This window comes from Phyllobacterium zundukense, assembly GCF_002764115.1.
GTDB classification, from domain to species: domain Bacteria; phylum Pseudomonadota; class Alphaproteobacteria; order Rhizobiales; family Rhizobiaceae; genus Phyllobacterium; species Phyllobacterium zundukense.
Window position 1 is genome coordinate 2,485,671 of the sequence record NZ_CP017940.1, and the last position, 17,073, is coordinate 2,502,743.

Annotated in this window: 11 protein-coding genes; 2 read left to right on the top strand and 9 right to left on the bottom strand. The window is 59.2% G+C overall.

What is annotated here, in order from left to right:
* Nucleotides 1-2: 2 nt before the first annotated feature.
* The gene (locus BLM14_RS12535; RefSeq protein WP_100001266.1) at nucleotides 3-917 is read right to left on the bottom strand and encodes a DMT family transporter; all 915 of its coding nucleotides are present in this window, start codon (nucleotides 915-917) and stop codon (nucleotides 3-5) included.
* Between the two features lie 271 nt (nucleotides 918-1,188).
* On the opposite strand from BLM14_RS12535, the gene pepN reads away from it, so the two are divergent.
* Nucleotides 1,189-3,834, top strand: a complete 2,646-nt coding sequence (gene pepN, locus BLM14_RS12540; protein WP_099999666.1) for an aminopeptidase N — start codon at nucleotides 1,189-1,191, stop codon at nucleotides 3,832-3,834.
* A 52-nt stretch (nucleotides 3,835-3,886) separates the two neighbouring features.
* Here the strand turns inward: pepN and BLM14_RS12545 are convergent, their stop codons facing one another.
* The 5 genes from BLM14_RS12545 to BLM14_RS12565 all read right to left on the bottom strand — a co-directional run bounded on the left by BLM14_RS12545 (nucleotide 3,887) and on the right by BLM14_RS12565 (nucleotide 9,358).
* Nucleotides 3,887-4,708 (bottom strand): carbohydrate ABC transporter permease, encoded by an 822-nt coding sequence (locus BLM14_RS12545; protein ID WP_099999667.1) that lies wholly within the window; start codon nucleotides 4,706-4,708, stop codon nucleotides 3,887-3,889.
* Nucleotides 4,705-5,583 (bottom strand): carbohydrate ABC transporter permease, encoded by an 879-nt coding sequence (locus BLM14_RS12550; RefSeq protein ID WP_099999668.1) that lies wholly within the window; start codon nucleotides 5,581-5,583, stop codon nucleotides 4,705-4,707. Before BLM14_RS12550 ends, BLM14_RS12545 begins: the two co-directional genes overlap by 4 nt.
* 26 nt (nucleotides 5,584-5,609) lie before the next feature.
* Complete coding sequence (locus tag BLM14_RS12555; protein WP_162293154.1) at nucleotides 5,610-6,932, bottom strand: ABC transporter substrate-binding protein; 1,323 nt, start codon at nucleotides 6,930-6,932, stop codon at nucleotides 5,610-5,612.
* A gap of 11 nt (nucleotides 6,933-6,943) precedes the next feature.
* Nucleotides 6,944-8,512, bottom strand: a complete 1,569-nt coding sequence (locus tag BLM14_RS12560) for a putative N-acetylmannosamine-6-phosphate 2-epimerase (RefSeq protein ID WP_099999669.1) — start codon at nucleotides 8,510-8,512, stop codon at nucleotides 6,944-6,946.
* 66 nt (nucleotides 8,513-8,578) lie between these two features.
* Nucleotides 8,579-9,358, bottom strand: coding sequence for a GntR family transcriptional regulator (locus BLM14_RS12565; RefSeq protein WP_237143352.1), 780 nt, complete (start codon nucleotides 9,356-9,358; stop codon nucleotides 8,579-8,581).
* Between the two features lie 283 nt (nucleotides 9,359-9,641).
* Between BLM14_RS12565 and BLM14_RS12570 the strand changes: the two genes are divergently transcribed.
* Complete coding sequence (locus BLM14_RS12570) at nucleotides 9,642-11,969, top strand: PAS domain-containing sensor histidine kinase (protein WP_099999671.1); 2,328 nt, start codon at nucleotides 9,642-9,644, stop codon at nucleotides 11,967-11,969.
* Nucleotides 11,970-11,988: 19 nt separating this feature from the next.
* Here the strand turns inward: BLM14_RS12570 and BLM14_RS12575 are convergent, their stop codons facing one another.
* From BLM14_RS12575 to BLM14_RS12585, 3 genes are read right to left on the bottom strand one after another with little or no spacing between them, the layout of a single operon-like run.
* Nucleotides 11,989-14,970, bottom strand: a complete 2,982-nt coding sequence (locus tag BLM14_RS12575; protein ID WP_099999672.1) for a bifunctional [glutamine synthetase] adenylyltransferase/[glutamine synthetase]-adenylyl-L-tyrosine phosphorylase — start codon at nucleotides 14,968-14,970, stop codon at nucleotides 11,989-11,991.
* Complete coding sequence (locus BLM14_RS12580; protein ID WP_099999673.1) at nucleotides 14,967-16,367, bottom strand: sensor histidine kinase; 1,401 nt, start codon at nucleotides 16,365-16,367, stop codon at nucleotides 14,967-14,969. Before BLM14_RS12580 ends, BLM14_RS12575 begins: the two co-directional genes overlap by 4 nt.
* A complete protein-coding gene (locus tag BLM14_RS12585) occupies nucleotides 16,364-17,056 on the bottom strand; it encodes a response regulator transcription factor (protein ID WP_099999674.1) in 693 nt (230 codons plus the stop codon). The genes BLM14_RS12580 and BLM14_RS12585 overlap by 4 nt, the downstream gene beginning before the upstream one ends.
* Between the last annotated feature and the right edge of the window lie 17 nt (nucleotides 17,057-17,073).

Genomic DNA, 17,073 nt, shown 5'->3' on the forward strand with positions numbered 1-17,073 from the left:
AGTCAGCCTTGCGGTGTCGATGCCTTGCGCGCTCTTGCCCGGGCAAGGCCCAGCCTGTGTTCGCGGTAGATGATGAAAATCCCGGCGCTGATGACGATGATTGCACCCGTAATCATTTCGGCGGTCGGTACGTCGCCGAACAGCAGATAGCCAATAACGATGCCGAGGAGCATGGACGTATATTCAAACGGCGCGATCGCCGACATGTCGGCGTGGCGATAGCTTTCCGTCAGAAGGATCTGCGCCACACCGCCGGCGATTCCCGCCATGACCAGGCAGGTTGCCTGAAAGGGAGTCGGCCAGGCCCAGCCGAACGGAAGACTGACCAGGGCAATCAAACTCGATGAAATGGAAAAATAGACGACGATGGTTGGCGTGCGCTCGGTCTGCACCAGTTTGCGCACCAGCAGCATGGCGACGGCGGCGAACGCCGAACCGCCTAATGTGGCGAGCGCGCCAATGGCCTGATCGCCGCCAAATTCGGTTTCGCCGGTGAAAAACGACATGCGCGGCCAGAGAATGATCAGGACGCCGATCAGGCCGAAACACACGGCAGACCAGCGGTAGAGCCGCACCGTCTCATGCAGAAAGATGGCGCTGCACACGACAGTCAGCAGCGGGGTCGCATAGCTGATCGCGATCGACTCCGGCAGCGGCAGCTTGGTCAGGCCATAGAATGTCAGACTCATGGCGCTTACGCCGACAAAGCCGCGCCAGAGATGACTGAAGGGCTCGGAGGTCTTGAACGCCACCGCCATCTTGCCTTGCCAGGCAATGAAGGCGACGACCGGGAAGATCGCGAAAAAGGAACGGAAGAACACCAGCTGACCGGCCGGAATTCCATCCGAGGCTTTCAGCAGGCTGGACATGCAGACGAACACGCAGACTGAAGCGATCTTCAGACCAATTCCAAGCATGGTGTTGGAAGTACGCACGCCGTCTGCGACAGGCGGTTCACCGTCACGCTGGTGAACAATGGAAGCCACGGTTGGAAAATCCTTGAGGAAAGAGACGATTCAGTACGGAATTGTAAACTGATATATCTTTAGGCTGGTTTAAACAGCCGCGCCAGACAGTAATCGATCACGTTGCATTTTTCGGACAAACAATCGGGTGAACAAATGGGATTTGTTGTGCAGGATCAAAAAGGCGGGTAGGTTCCGGCACCACATAAAGGACAGTTAGACGATGCGTACCGATACCGGCCAGGTTTTTCATCTGGAAGATTACAAGCCAACCGATTTCCTCATCCCTGAAACCCATCTGGATTTTGCACTCCATCCCGAGCGCAGCATCGTCAAATCCACATTGCGTATCGAGCGCAGGCAGGGCACTGCCGCAGACGCGCCTCTCGTCCTGGACGGGGATGAACTCAACCTCGTCGACATCCGTATCGATGGCGCCCCTCTCGGCGACAATACCTATGTAGCGACACCGGACCGCCTGGAGATTCGCGGCCTGCCCGAAAGCGGCGCCTTCACGCTCGAACTCACCACTGAGATCAACCCGTCCACCAACCGGCAGCTGACCGGCCTCTACCGGTCGAGCAACGTCTACTGCACGCAGTGCGAGGCCGAAGGCTTTCGCCGTATCACCTATTTCCTCGACAGGCCCGACCTGCTCTCCGTCTATACGGTGCGCATCGAAGCCGAGCGCAGCGAAGCGCCTTTGCTTCTGTCGAACGGCAACCCAAAAGATAAGGGTACGCTTACCAATGGCCGCCACTTTGCCGTCTGGCACGATCCGCATCCAAAACCCGCCTATCTGTTCGCGCTTGTCGCTGGCGATCTCGGCTTGATCAAGGACACATTCACCACAGCTTCCGGCCGCCATGTCGATCTCGGCATCTATGTCGAACATGGCAAGGAACCGCGGGCGCTCTATGCCATGGATGCGCTGAAGCGTTCGATGAAGTGGGACGAGGAGGTCTTCGGCCGCGAATATGATCTCGACGTGTTCAACGTCGTGGCGGTTTCCGATTTCAACATGGGCGCGATGGAGAACAAGGGTCTCAACGTCTTCAATGACAAATATGTGCTGGCCGATCCCGACACTGCGACCGACACCGATTACGCCGGGATTGAAGCCGTCATCGCCCATGAATATTTCCACAATTGGACAGGAAACAGAATCACTTGCCGCGACTGGTTCCAGCTTTGCCTGAAGGAAGGGCTGACCGTTTACCGCGATCATGAGTTTTCGGCCGACATGCGCTCGCGTCCGGTCAAGCGCATCGCTGAAGTGAAAGGGCTCAAGGCGCATCAGTTCCCGGAGGATGCGGGTCCCCTCGCCCATCCGGTCCGCCCGCGCCAGTTCCGCGAGATCAACAATTTCTACACCTCGACCGTCTACGAGAAGGGCTCCGAGGTCGTACGCATGATCCGTACCATTCTGGGACCGGAGCTCTTCCGCAAGGGCATGGATCTCTATTTTGAGCGCCATGACGGCGATGCGGCGACCATCGAGGACTTCATCAAGGTATTCGAGGATGCGTCCGGCGAGGACCTGAGCCAGTTTGCATTCTGGTACGACCAGGCCGGCACGCCCAACCTGGCCATCACCTATGATTACGATCCTGCGACCAAGACCTTCGAGATCGAGATCGAGCAGTCCATCAAGCCGACGCCGGGCCAGCCTTCGAAGAAGCCGATGCATATTCCGGTGCAGTTTGCGCTGCTCGGCGCCAAGGGCCGTGAGCTCAAGCCGCGATCGGCCAAGGGCGGGCTGGTCAAGGACGATGTGATCCACTTGCGCAAACGCAAGGAGCGCTTCAGCTTTTCCGGCATTTCCGAGCGCCCGGTGCCGTCGCTGCTACGCGGCTTTTCCGCGCCTGTGACGCTGACCAGCGAATTGACAAGGTCAGACCTCGTCTTCCTCGCCCGCAATGATGGCGATGAGGTTACACGGTGGCAGGCCCTCACCCAGCTTCTGAACGCCAAGCTGACCAGCAATTCGAAACGGGTTCGCGGCGGCAAACCGGCAACCATCGAAAACTCATCGATCAAATTGCTCGGGGAGATCGCCTTCAATCCAGCTCTGGACGAAGCGTTCCGGGCGCTAAGCCTGAGCATCCCCTCAGAGAGCGACATTGCGCGCGAACTGGGCGCTAATATCGATCCGGATGCGATCCTTGGCAGCCGCGACGCACTCGTCAGCGCAGTGGCCAAAGCCCATGCGGAACGATTTGCGGAGCTCTATGACGACCTCGACCAGACTGGTCCCTTCCAGCCAGATGCGGCCAGTGCCGGGCGCCGGGCATTGCGCAATGTGCTGCTCGACTATCGCAGCGTCGCCCAGGGTACGCCGAAGCTGGCCGCCGCGCAGTTCAAGCATGCGGACAACATGACCGACAGGGCGGCCGCGCTCGGCGTGCTCGTCCAGCGCTTCGGCGGCACCGATGCGACCTGCGAGGCGCTTCGTGCCTTCGAAGAGCGCTTCGGCAACGATCCGCTGGTCATGGACAAGTGGTTCGTCGTGCAGGCAATGCAACCCGGAAGCGAAGCGCTGGGCAAGGTGCGCGGCCTGATGACCCACAAGCTGTTCTCGCTCGACAATCCAAACCGTACCCGCGCGCTGATCGGTGCGTTTTCCAGCGGCAATCAGACCGGTTTCAACCGTGCCGACGGCCATGGGTACAGGTTCTTTGCCGAGACTGTCCTGACGATCGACAAGAAGAACCCGCAGCTCGCCGCGCGGCTTTTGACCGCGATGCGTTCCTGGCGGTCCTTCGAACCGGTACGCCGCGAACATGCCCGCGAAGCGCTGGCAACCATCGCGACCGTCACCGGCCTGTCGACGGATGTGCGGGATATCGTCGAGAGGACGTTGGCTTAGAGCCTTATCACGCCTACCCTCGGGCATCACCCGGGGGTAATTGAGCAGACTGTCAGCCCTTGACCGCGCCGGCTGTCATGGAGCCGCTGATCTGGCGGTACATCATCAGTCCGATCAGCATGGGCGGTAACGCGCCGACAATCATCACGGCAGACGCCGCGCCCCACTGCACGCCACCGCCGCTGGCGGCGAAGAAAAAGGATGCGCCCACGGTCATTGGCACGGCCTTGTTCGTTGTCAGCATCAAGCCGAAGAGAAACTCGTTCCACGCGGTGATGAAGCCGAATATGAAGGCGGTTATCAAAGCCGGCCTGCAGATCGGCAGCATGATCCTGCGCATGATCTGCCAGCTATTGGCGCCGTCCATGGCCGCGGCCGCATCGATTTCCCCGGGAACTTCGGAAAGAGCATTGACGAGAATGATCAATGACAGGGGCAAATTGACGATTGCAAGGATCAGCCCGAGGCCAAGCCTCGTGTCCAGAAGGCCGACGAACTGAAACATCATGTAGATCGGTATGGCGAAGATGATCAGCGGCACGGCACGCAAGTTGATGATGACAGGCAGAAGCGTCTTGCGCCCATATCCGCTTCTGGCAATCGCGTAGGCTGCGGGAAATGTCAGGACCAGTGCCAGAACTGTGCCGATCAACGATACCGCCAGGCTGTTGAACAGATAGGCGAATATGTTCAGCCGATCCGTCACTTGCAGCACCTGCGCATAATTGTCGAGCGTCGGCGCCTTGATCCAGAACCCGGGATTGCTGGATATTTCCCTGGCGCTCTTGAAAGACGTGATCAGGGTGACAATCACCGGAAAATTCAGAACGATTGCCGCAGCGCAAAACACGATCCATCGCAGGAAATTCATCATCGAGCCACCGCCTTTTCCCGGCTTCCGAGCCAGTTTAGGCCGTAGAGAACGGCGAACGAAACGAGGAAGAGGATAATCGAGGCAGCGATGGCCTTGCCTATCGCGCCCTGCTTGAAAAAGGTTTCGTAAATATAGATTGGGAGCGAAGCGGTGGAGCCGCCGGGCCCACTGCCGGTCAACGTATAGACATTGTCGAAGACACGGAATCCGTCGATGAAGCGGATGAAAAAGCCGACAAGCAAGGTTGGCCGCATCAACGGCAACTCGATGAATCTCAATATCTGGAACGCCGAGGCTCCATCCATCGAGGCTGCCTTGCGTATCTCCGGGGAGATCGCCTGATAGGCGGTATAGAAAAGCAGGAAGGCAAAAGGCGTCCACTGCAAGGTCTCGACCACGACCAGGGTCCAGAAACTGTTATCCGCATTGAGGAAGGCCGGACTGTCGCCAAACCACATATAGAGATAGTACGGAACCGGCCCGACAAATTCGTGCAGGACAAGCCTGTACATCAATCCGACCATTGCTGGCGCTACCATCAACGGCAGCATCAGCGGCGCCATGAGCCAGGCGCGCTTCTCGATGAGCGGCGACAGGAACACCGCAAGGCACAGGCCGAGAAGGCATTGCGCCAATGCGGTTATGATGCCGAAGCGCAGGGAAAACCACGAAGCGCGCCAGAACTGCCGGTCTCCCAGAACTTCCCCATAATTCTCAAACCCGTTTGGAACGGGATTGCGGAGGCTTTCGAAATTGACCTTCGAAATGCTGTAGACGAGGTCGATGATGACGGGGAAACCCAGAAACAGCAGGAGGAAACCCACGAGGGGCGTCAAAAAGAGTTTCCATCCGATGTTGCTGGAGCCCCCGACCATTATTTCGCCCCTCGATACCGCTACCGCTACTGCTTCAAAAGCTTTTCCATTGCCGCCTTCGTGTTGCTCAGCGCCTGATCCAGGGTCTGTTGCCCCGACCAGTATCCGGTGAATTCCTTTGCCTGCAGTTCATAGATGGCGAACGCATTGGCGGACGTTCCGCCATTCATGACATAGCCATAGGCACCGGCATATTCGCCGAGCTTCACGAGATCTGGCCGGTCTGCGGAAACCTTTGCAACAACATCCGGCGCCAAAGCAGGCGAGCCGCCCTTGCGGGCGTAAAGCAGAGCCGCGTCTTCGCTGCCCAGCCATTGCAGGAACTTGACCGCTCCAGGCTTGTTCTTGGCATTCTTGTTGATGCCAAGGCCGAGCCCGTGGATATGATCGGCCCTTCCCGCCGGACCTGATGGTGGCGGAACAATTCCTACGGATTCAGCTATGACCGGCGACTTGCCGGGATCCGTCAATTCACTCGCTGCAGCGTTCCATTGCAAAGCGGTCGCCGCCTGACCGGAGGCGAAGGCGGCGTTGGTTTCGGCATATTCGTAGGACAGGGAATCCTTGGGCGAGGCGCCCGCCTGATAGAGCGTGTTGTAGAGTTCGAGCGCACTGCGGTAGGCGGGAGAATCGACCGTGACGTTGCCCGATGCGTCCATCCAGTCACCACCATAGGCGCGAGCCACGGATTGCCACACCATGATGTTGAAAAGCAGGTTTTTCAGCTGCAGAACAGTACCATAACGGACCGGACTATCCGGATTGACCGCTTTGGTGAAATAGAGCGCCGTTGCGGCCCAGTCTTCCCAGGTCCACTCTTCCGGCGCCTTGGGCGCCAGCGTCTTGCCGAGATATTTCTGGCTTATCTCGCCATAGGTCGCCTTTGCCGCTTCGTCGGCCATCAGCGCATCGATGAGATCCTTGCGATAATACATGAAGTGCAGTGAAAGATCGGTCGGCACGCCATACTGCTTGCCATCGAATTGCATCGTCTTCAGGACGGATTCGCCAAATACCTTGACTGCCTCCGGTCCAAGCTCGACCGGCTCCATATAGGGGGCATAGCGGCCGATCGTATAGGTCGCCAGGAGATTGATGTCGAAGGCGTCGGAGCCGGCCGCCATATCCGCCTGCAACTTGTCGTAGAAGCCGTCGCGGCTGAAAAACAGAAGTTCGACCTTGTCTTCGGCACTGACTCCCTCACGCGCATTGTAAGCCTCCGCGACCGCACGAAGCGCTGTCTCCTCGGATCCGCCGGGCCAGCCCAGTACGGTGACCGTTGCATTTGCGCCTGCGGTCATGGCCAGCAAAGCGAGGGCGGAGGACATGATCTTCAAAAATTTCAGCATTTTATGTTCCCCTATTTATTGTTGCCAAGTATTACAGATCTGGTGATTGCAAGGTCCGCCGCTCCGATGACCCCCGCATAGCGTCCGAGCTTTGCGCGGGCGATTACCGGGAGCAGCGTGTCGTTCAAAACAGAGAGCTCGCTTTGAACGTGATCGATAAAGCCATCGGCAAGGCCGATGCCGCCGCCGATGACGATGGTGGCAGGGTCAAGCGCAAACTGGATATCCTGACAGAGCAAGGCCACCCGCTTGGCGGAGGCGGCGATAATCGCCGAAGCCCAGGCCTCTCCTTCCCGTGCCGCCGCAAAAATATCCGGCGCATGGACCGCGTGCCCCGCCTTGGCGGCTTCCGACGCCATGAAGTGCCCGGAAACCCGATCCTCAAGCGGCTCATGAGAATTTCCGGACGGACCGCGCCATTGACCGAAATGACCGGCCATCCCCTGCAGCAGCTGGCCATTGACGATGACCCCACCGCCGATCCCGGTTGAAATCGTCAGGAACACCATGTCCTTGCCATTACCTGCTCCACGCCGATATTCACCCCAGGCGGCAGCCTGGGCATCATTGATGGCGAGCGCGGCAACGCCGAAAGTGTCGCGCAGACGAGCTTCCAGCGGATAGGCATCGGGAATGGCCAGCGTTGCCGGATTGAGTGCCGACCAGTGACCCTGATGGATCAATCCGGTGGCGGCAACGGCGATTTGACCATAGCTGCCGCGCCAGTCCGCCACCCGATCGGCAATCGCCGCTATCCAGCAGTCCGGGCCCATGCCGGGCTCGGTCGGAAACTCCGCCTCTCGCAAAATCCAGCCATTTTTGATCAGGGTCGCCAGTATCTTGGTGCCCCCGATATCGATTGAAAGCACGGTCCGGCTGAGATCCGGCGCTGGCTCCGGAGCAGTGGTCATTTCTGCTATGGCCTTCTCGATCTCCTGCCTGAACCAGGACGTAACATGTTCGGTACGGGTGATGGCCGATCCGGCCACGACACTGAACGCCCCACGCCGGATTGCTTCAGCCGCCTGTTGCGGAGAATGGATACGCCCTTCGGCAATGACGAATGGCGTCAGCTTGCGCATCGCTGCGACAAGGGCAAAATCCGGCTCTTTCGGAACAGCCCCTCCTGTGTAGCCCGATAGCGTCGAGCCAACGCAGTCCGCCCCGGCAGAAAGCGCCATGCGTGCATCTTCGAGGCGAGCACAATCCGCCATCGCCAGTGCACCGCGCGCATGAATGGCGGCGACAATATCGGCAACGCTTTGCGGACGTGTGCGGCCTGTCGCGTCGAAAGCGACGATATCAGCTCCAGCTTCAATCAGCGCCTCGGCATCCGCCACGAATGGCGTTATGCGCACCGGGGAATCCGCGAGGTCGCGCTTGACGATGCCGATGATGGGCGCGTCCGTCACTTTCCTTACGGCAGCGACATAAGGCACGGATTCTATGCGCAGCGCCGAAGCGCCACCCTCCAGCGCCGCAAGCGCAAAGCCTGCAACGATTTGCGCATCGTCCATCGCGCCGCCGGGAACGGGCTGACAGGAGACGATCAGACTATGCTTCAGACTTTCGAGCAGCATGGAATTCCTCATTCTGCTCAAACGATATTCAATCCATACCAGAATACAACCAGTTAAAAACTGGTATTACCTGCTCAGCTCCACCACAAAGTCATAGAGGTCACCCCGGTAGCGCGTCTCGGTGAATTCGACCGCCTGCTCGTCGGCGAGAAAACACAGCCGTTCAATAATCAGCAGCGGCGCACCGACAGCGCATTCGAGCAGCGTGCTGTCCTTCGCCGTTGCGGGGCGCGAGCGCAGCCGCTGCATGGCGCGCTGCGGCAGTGCGTGCCGTTTCGCCAGCGCTTCGTAGAGCGATTGATCGACAAGAAGCGGGCTCGGCAGAAACTTCGCTGGCACGGCTGCAGTTTCATAGGCAACGGGTTTGCCATCGGCCGTACGGATACGTTTCAATCGGACAATTTCCGCATGCGGAGGCAACCCCAACGCCATCGCCTCTGCCGGCGATGGACGGCCTATCTCTTTGGAAATCCAGATACATCCTGGCTCCATTCCGCGTGCCACCATATCTTCCGAAAAGCTTGCCAGTGTCGAAAGCGACTTCTGGACCGGCCGGTTGATCTCGGTCTTGGCACCGTGCCGGCGTCGTACAAGCCCGTCCTCGGCAAGCAGGTCGATGGCCTTTCTGACCGTGACACGAGACAGGGAAAGTGCGTCCGCCAGAACACGCTCGGCAGGAAGAAACGGGCTGCACTCCACCGACTCGTCCGTAATCAAACGTTGGAGACTTGTCTTGAGCCGCTTGTGCTGCGGGATCTCGCTGTCGAGACGATCGACACCAGATTTGATCTGCGCGATGAACCGTTCCTGCTCCATGGCGTTACCAGTCTCTTTCTCATTAAACATGCCCGGAATCACGTTCGCTTATTTTTTTTCGAGAATCTACACTGGTATTATATTTTTGCCCGCTATATCGAATTCTCAATGCCAGAAAGCAACCGAACCCTTTCATTTCAGGCTCCAATCGCTGGCATGAATCCCGTCCAAATCGGCCCTGCCACAAGTATTGATAAATATTTAACAAAGGGACTAGACACGCAGAATCACTTTTGATTCACTACAGGTGCTTCGGATGTGCGGCGTGCCGAGGCAAATCACTGATTATACAGGCAAATGAGGGGGCCATTCGATGGCAAATGCGGACGCGTATCGCGCGCCGACTGGGAAGACGTATGCCAAGAATCGGGGCACTGCGCGGGGGCGCACCCGGCTTTCCGGCCACGTCAAACTTCTTGCCGACCCTGCCTATGGCAAGCTGCTTGCCGCGGAGCCCTATCTGCGCCGGGCAATCCCGCCGCTCATCATCATGTTCCTGCTCGTCCTTGCCGTCGTCCGCTCCATGTCATTGCTCACCTGGCGCGACGATACGGAAAGCACCGCCCGCGCAACGCTGTCGATGGCGGCCAGCCATGTGGCGAGTGTCATCGACAACCGCATGAATGGCGGCCAGAAACTCGACGGCGGCGATCTGCAGAATATCATCAGCGAAATACGCTCGAACGAGCTGATCCCCGACGGGATGTGGTTTGCCATCGCCAATCAGGACGCAAACATCATTGCCTCGTCGGACGGCAATGATCACTGGCGCGACAGAAACCTCGAAACCTTCGTAACCGAGGGCCAGCCGCTGTTTCTCTTTGGTGAGCGGGCCGGCGCAATGCCGGTGAAGGTGGAGGGCACGCCTGCCCTCGCCGCCTTCAGCCGTACCGGCAACAATGCCTACTCGGTCTTCGTCATGCATCCGGTCGAAGCGATTTTCGCCGATTGGCGCAGGGTCGTCTCCGTCAACGTCACGATGTTTGCCGGAACGGCCACGATCATGCTGATCGTGCTCTATGCCTATTTCAGCCAGGCGGCACGGGCGCAGGATGCGGACGCGCTTTACCAGCATACTCAGGCGCGGGTCGATACGGCCCTGGCTCGTGGCCGTTGTGGCCTCTGGGATTGGGACATGGCGCGCGGACGGGTCTACTGGTCGCGCTCCATGTATGAAATGCTCGGCTATGAGGCCTATGACGCGATTCTTTCGCTTGGCGATATCTCCTCCGTTATCCACCCCGATGACGACAAGCTCTACAGCGTGGCTGCCCAGGTCGCCGCCGGCGAAATCAGTCAGATGGACCGCGTTTTCCGCATGCGTCATGCGGAAGGCCATTGGGTGTGGATGCGGGTGCGTGCACAGGTAGCGGACGCAAGTGTCGGCGATTTGCACCTCGTCGGCGTCGCCGTCGATGTCAGCGAACAGCACCGTTTTGCCCAGGCGACCGCGCAGGCCGACCAGCGCATCCGCGAGGCCATCGAGAGCATTTCCGAAACCTTCGTCCTGTGGGATGCCGATAACCGTCTCGTCATGTCGAACGGCAAGTTCAATGAATATTCGGGGCTGGCGAATGAGTGCCTGCTGCCCGGCATCAACCGCGAAGAACTCGAACCACGTATCCGCGCCGTCGCATTCGAAAAGCGCATGGCCAATGAGAATGGCCGCAATGGCGCTGTTACCTTCGAACGGCAGTTGGCTGATGGCCGCTGGCTGCAGGTCAACGAGCGGCGCACGCAAGATGGCGGGCTCGTTTCCGTCGGTACCGACATTACCCAGTTGAAAGTGCACGAGGAACGGCTGGTCGACAGCGAGCGCCGCCTGATGGCGACAATTCATGATTTGAGCCTCGCCCGCAAATCCGAGGTCGAGCGTACGCTTGAGCTTACGGAGCTCAACAGCAAATATGCCGTCGAGAAGGAACGCGCGGAAGCAGCCAACCGGGCAAAATCCGAATTCCTCGCCAACATGTCACATGAGCTGCGCACACCGCTCAACGCCATTATCGGCTTTTCGGAGATTATGCATTCCGGCACCTTCGGCACCCTCGGCTCCGACCGCTACGTGGAATATGTCCACGACATCCATACCAGCGGCAACTATCTCCTCAACGTCATCAACGACATCCTCGACATGTCGAAGATCGAAGCCGGACATTTTTCGCTGGACCGCGAAGAAATCGACCTTTGCCCGTTGATCCACGAGACAGTGCGTGTCGTCTCGCTGCAAGCGCAGGAAAAGGCTGTGAAGGTCGAAACAAGGATCGCGGAGAGCGTTACGCTCAATGCCGACCGGCGCGCGATCAAGCAGATCCTGATCAACCTCCTGTCGAATGCAGTGAAATTCACCGACACGGGCGGACGGATTTCTGTCCGGGCTCGCAAGGTGTCTGGCGCGCTTGTCTTCACCATCGAAGACACGGGCTGCGGCATTCCGAAATCGGCACTGAAGAAGATCGGCCAGCCTTTCGAGCAGGTGGCCAACCAGTTCACCAAATCCCATGCGGGATCCGGCCTTGGCCTCGCCATCTCACGCTCGCTGACCGAGCTGCATGGCGGAGCGCTCAAGATACGCTCGCATGAAGGTGTCGGCACCATCGTTTCCGTGCGCATACCGACGCGGGCAACAGAGAACGTCTAAGATCCGCTACCGGACGTTCTTATTTCGGCGATTTCCCTTGCTTGCGTGCGTCGCGCAGTAAATCGTCAAAGGTGTTTCGCACCGACTTCGCAGTCTCTCCGAGTTGGGCCTCCACGCGCTCGAGATCAGGCAGATCGCAGGCGCGGCAGAGCAATTCGTCAAGTCCGGGCGGAAAATCCTCGCGCTTCACATCGCCGTTCAGGCAGAGGCGAATAATCTGGGTGATGCTCGTATAGAGATGCGCAGCTTCGACCAGACTGTCCGTCGTGGCTGCGTCGATAAAATCCGGCTTCAGCTTTGTCAGCACTTCCGCAGTCGATTGCGCGATGATCGGTCCGTCAACATTCCCGGTCAGCACGGCGAACTGCGCGATGAATTCCAGATCGATGATGCCGCCCGCAACCAGCTTGAGGTCCCATGCATCGCTTGGCGGCTTTTCGCTTTCGATCATCGCCCGCATTTCGGCGACATCCTTGGCTATCTTTGCCGTATCGCGTGGCATCCCCAGGATTTCGCTGACGTCCGCTTCGATCTCGGCAAAGAAGGTCGCGTCACCGGCAACGGGCCGGGCGCGGGTCAATGCCATATGCTCCCAGGTCCAGGCTTCCGTGCGCTGATATTTGCGAAACGCATCGATATGCGTAGCCACTGGCCCCTTGTTGCCGGAGGGGCGCAGGCGGAAATCCACATCGTAGAGAACGCCTTCAGCGGTTGGGGCTGACAGCGCCGCGATCAGCCGCTGCGTGAGCCGCATGTAATATTGCGATGGCGGCAGTGGCTTGTCGCCGTCCGACTCTTCTTCTCGTTCGTCATGGTCGTAGAGCAGAATGAGATCGATATCGGAGCCGGCGGTGAGTTCGCGGCTGCCGAGCTTGCCCATGCCGAGGATGGCAATGCGCCCGCCCTTGACCTTTCCGTGTTTGGCAGCGAACTCGTCAATGACCGCCTGCAGCGCACGATCGATGACAAGATCGGCCAGATCGGCGAAAGCCTTGCCCGCCCGCATCCCATCGATTGCGCCGGTCAACAGGCGGATACCGATGAGGAAGCGGTGCTCAGCGGCAAAGATACGCAGCCGGTCGAGGATGTCCTCATAAACTTTCGAGGGACCAAGAAAGCCTTCCAGCCGCTCGGCGAGATAGGCGCGCGTTGGCACATCGGCAAAGATCGCAGGATCGAGCATGCCGTCGAAAATATGCGGTTTGCGGGTGATGATGTCGGCAAGCCGCGGCGCGGCGCCCATGATCAGCACCAGAAGGTCGAGAAGGCGGGGATTGGACTGGAGCAAGCTGAACAGCTGAATGCCGGCCGGGAGCCCCTTGATCATGCCGTCGAAACGCATCAGCGCTTCATCCGCGCGTGCGGTCGCGCCGAATGCCTTCAGCAGGACCGGTGTCAGCTCGGTCAGACGTTCGCGTGCTTCGGCCGATTGCGTCGCGCGATAGCGGCCGAAATGCCAGGTGCGGATCACCCGGCAAATATCGCTGGGGCGCTCGAAACCGAAATTCTGCAGCGTCTTGAGCGTATCCGGATCATCGACGTCGCCAGTGAACACCAGATTGCCCGCCTCGCCCGTCAGGTCCTGCGCCTGTTCGAACAAGGCAGCGTAATGGTTCTCGACAGTCTTCAGCGCGTTGCGGAAATCCGTGGCAAAGACCTCGCCATCATTGTAGCCCATCATATATGCCACACGCAGGAAGTTCTCGTCGTCTTCCGGCAGCATATGCGTCTGCTCATCGGCAATCATCTGGATGCGGTGTTCGACATCACGCAGGAAGCCATATTGTTGCGCAAGCGTGTCGCGCGCTTCCTCACTGATCCAGCCAAGACCATGAAGTGCCGCCAGCATGTCGACGGTCCTGGAGCCGCGCAGTTGCGGGAAACGCCCGCCGGCGATCAATTGCTGGGTCTGCACGAAGAATTCGATCTCGCGAATGCCGCCACGGCCAAGCTTCACATTGTGGCCACGCACGGCAATCTCGCCGTGCCCCTTATGCGCATGGATCTGCCGCTTGATCGAGTGAACATCGGCAATCGCAGCATAGTCGAGATATTTGCGCCAGACATAGGGTGCGAGCTCGGCGATAACGCGCTTTCCGGCGTCGATATCGCCAGCCACGGGCCGCGCCTTGATCATGGCGGCGCGTTCCCAATTCTGCCCGCGCCCTTCATAGTAGTTGAGAGCGGCTCCAACCGGGATGGCCAGCGGCGTCGAGCCCGGATCGGGCCGCAACCGCAGGTCCGTGCGGAAGACATAGCCATCGGCTGTACGGTCCTGCAGGATACGCACAAGACGGCGTGTCAGCCGTGAAAAGGTCTCGACGCATTCATAGGGATCGGTGATCGCGGGGCTGTGCTCGTCAATGAAGACGATCAGATCGATATCGGAAGAATAATTCAGCTCGAAGGCGCCGAATTTTCCCATGGCGAGAATGATCCAGCCGGAGTCCCTCGCTGGATGCTTTGGATCTGGAAGCTTGAGCTTGCCAGCCTCATGCGCATCCCGCAGCAGGAACCGTACAGCTGCGCCAACACATTCTTCGGCGAGCCGCGACAGCCAGAATGTGGTGTCCTTGGTCACAAAAAGGCCGGAAAGGTCGCCCAGTGCTATGAGGGCGTGCCCTTCCAGCTTCAATTGCCGAAGCGCGGTCATCAAGCCAGCTTCGGTGACGCTGTCGCCTTCGGTACTCTCCGCGATCTCCAGCATCAGCGCTTCGAGACGCTTTGGCAGTGGCATTTCGAGCAGCGGCTCGACAATCATGGGGCGGCGCAGCAGAACGGTGCGCAAATAGGGCGAGAGATCGAGCACAGCCGAAAGGAAGGCAGCGGCAGGCTTGTCTTTCAGCGCGCTGATGCCGGAACATTCCTTCTCCGCAGCTTTCTTGAGAAGTTCACGCAGCAGGGCCTCGGCATTTTTCTTGTCCAGAGGCGCCAGATCACGCAAAGTTCGCGCAAAGAAGGGTTTGTCGCCTGCGCTTGCCGCCGTGGCTTTGCCATTCATGCATTTTCCTCCCCCACCGGAAAAACGAGCACAGCCCGCAGGCCCGGCGCATTGTCCATCAACTCCAGTGTGCCACCGTGCAATTTCATCACGGCCTTGGCAAGGCTAAGCCCCAAGCCGGATCCCGGCTGCGAACGGCTCTCCTCCAGCCGTACGAACCGCTCCGTCGCCCGGTCCACCTGATCTGGCGGTATGCCGGGTCCATTGTCTGCAACGATGACCTTGACCTTGCCGTCCGCTCTCTCGACGGAGAGGGTGACCTCGACGGGTTTCTCGCTGGCGCTGGCATATTTGATGGCGTTGTCGACGAGATTGGAGATGGTCTGGCCTACCAGCTCGCGATTCGCCTTGACTGGCGTTGCGTCGATCGTTCCCAAGGTCAGCTTGACCCCGGCCTCTTCGGCTGAAGGTTCATAAAGCTCGAACACATCTTCTGCGATGGTCGATAGCGGCATCTGCTCCATCCCCTCGCTCGAATAGCCGGATTCAAGCCGGGAGATCATCAGGATCGCATTGAAGGTGCGGATGAGCTGGTCGGAGTCGCCGATCATGCCTTCCATGGCGGCACGCCAGGCCTTCATTGTCTTCGCGTTGGAAAGCGCGGACTCGGCGCGATTGTGCATGCGGGTCAGCGGTGTCTTCAGATCGTGCGCAATATTGTCGGAGACGTGTCTTACGCCCTCGTTCAGTTCCTGAATCCGCGCAAGCATGCCGTTGAGGTTTTCCGCCAGGCGGTCGAACTCATCGCCCGACCCGCTGACCGGAAGTCGCCCGGCCAGATCGCCGCCCATGATGCGCTGCGAGGCGACAGAGACCTCATCGATGCGCTGCAAGGCGCGGCGCCCGACAAAGAACCAGATCAGAAAAGCACCGACGCCCATAATGCCGAGCGCCGCCATGAGGGCGCGTCTCACGACAAGGCGAACCTGTTCCGGCTCGCCGAGGTCACGCCCAACCATGACGCGGATGCCATTGGGCATGACAATCACCCGCGCAATGGCTGTATGCACCTGCGGATCGGTGCCCTCACCGTAGCGTTCATAGGTGATTGGCCGTTCAATCCAGCCTTCACTCTGCAAGACGCCGATTTCGATGCTTTGCACATTGCCGGCAACAATGCGGCCGGCAGGGTCGGCTACGAGATAGAGATAGGCACCCGGCTGGCGTCCGCGCCGGTCGATCGAGCGGACGAGACCGGCAATGCCGCCGCGCTCGTAAGCCTGGCCGATGCTCTCGATTTCCTCATTGACCGCAGCCTCGGTCTGCGTGGTCAGAAGCCGCACCGAAAGGCTGGTCATATAGAAAACCAGGACGAGCGCGCAAACCGTGAAAAGTAGCAGGTAGAGCGCTGACAGCCGGACGGCTGTCATTTTCATCATGGCACGGAAGCGGCTCATGCATCGGTACCGGCAGCCGCCGCTTTGAGCATATAGCCGGCTCCGCGCACCGTGTGCAGCAAAGGCGTATCAAAACCCTTCTCGATCTTGCCGCGCAGGCGCGAGACATGCACATCGATGACGTTGGTCTGGGGATCGAAATGATAGTCCCAGACGTGTTCGAGCAGCATTGTGCGGGTGACGACCTGCCCCGAATGGCGCATCAGATATTCGAGCAGGCGAAATTCACGCGGCTGCAGAATGATGACCTGCCCGGCTCGTTTGGCCGTATGCGACAGGCGGTCCAGTTCGAGATCGCCAACGCGGTAGACCGTCTCGGCCTCTTTCGGGCTTGAGCGCCTTTGCAGGACCTCGATCCGCGCGAGCAGTTCGGAAAAGGCATAGGGCTTGGTCAGATAATCGTCGCCGCCGGCACGCAGGCCCGTGACACGATCATCGACCTGGCCCAAAGCGGATAGGATCAAAGCGGGTGTATCATTGCCTTGCGCGCGAAGCGCAGCCACCACCGAAAGCCCGTCCCGGCGCGGCAGCATGCGATCGACGATGAGAGCGTCGTAAGTTCCCTGCTCCGCCAGCGCATAGCCGGTTTCGCCATCGCCGGCGACATCGGCCGAATGGCCTGCCTCAGCAAAGGCCTTCTCCAGATAGCGGGCCGCTTCGCGGTCGTCTTCAATAACGAGAATCTTCATGGCGCAATACTAAGCCG

Bases quoted from the DNA above. Each gene is read 5' to 3' on its own strand.
- BLM14_RS12535 (WP_100001266.1), bottom strand. From the start codon at position 917: ATGCTTGGAATTGGTCTGAAGATCGCTTCAGTCTGCGTGTTCGTCTGC.
- pepN (WP_099999666.1), top strand. From the start codon at position 1,189: ATGCGTACCGATACCGGCCAGGTTTTTCATCTGGAAGATTACAAGCCA.
- BLM14_RS12545 (WP_099999667.1), bottom strand. From the start codon at position 4,708: ATGATGAATTTCCTGCGATGGATCGTGTTTTGCGCTGCGGCAATCGTT.
- BLM14_RS12550 (WP_099999668.1), bottom strand. From the start codon at position 5,583: ATGGTCGGGGGCTCCAGCAACATCGGATGGAAACTCTTTTTGACGCCC.
- BLM14_RS12555 (WP_162293154.1), bottom strand. From the start codon at position 6,932: ATGCTGAAATTTTTGAAGATCATGTCCTCCGCCCTCGCTTTGCTGGCC.
- BLM14_RS12560 (WP_099999669.1), bottom strand. From the start codon at position 8,512: ATGCTGCTCGAAAGTCTGAAGCATAGTCTGATCGTCTCCTGTCAGCCC.
- BLM14_RS12565 (WP_237143352.1), bottom strand. From the start codon at position 9,358: ATGTTTAATGAGAAAGAGACTGGTAACGCCATGGAGCAGGAACGGTTC.
- BLM14_RS12570 (WP_099999671.1), top strand. From the start codon at position 9,642: ATGGCAAATGCGGACGCGTATCGCGCGCCGACTGGGAAGACGTATGCC.
- BLM14_RS12575 (WP_099999672.1), bottom strand. From the start codon at position 14,970: ATGAATGGCAAAGCCACGGCGGCAAGCGCAGGCGACAAACCCTTCTTT.
- BLM14_RS12580 (WP_099999673.1), bottom strand. From the start codon at position 16,367: ATGAGCCGCTTCCGTGCCATGATGAAAATGACAGCCGTCCGGCTGTCA.
- BLM14_RS12585 (WP_099999674.1), bottom strand. From the start codon at position 17,056: ATGAAGATTCTCGTTATTGAAGACGACCGCGAAGCGGCCCGCTATCTG.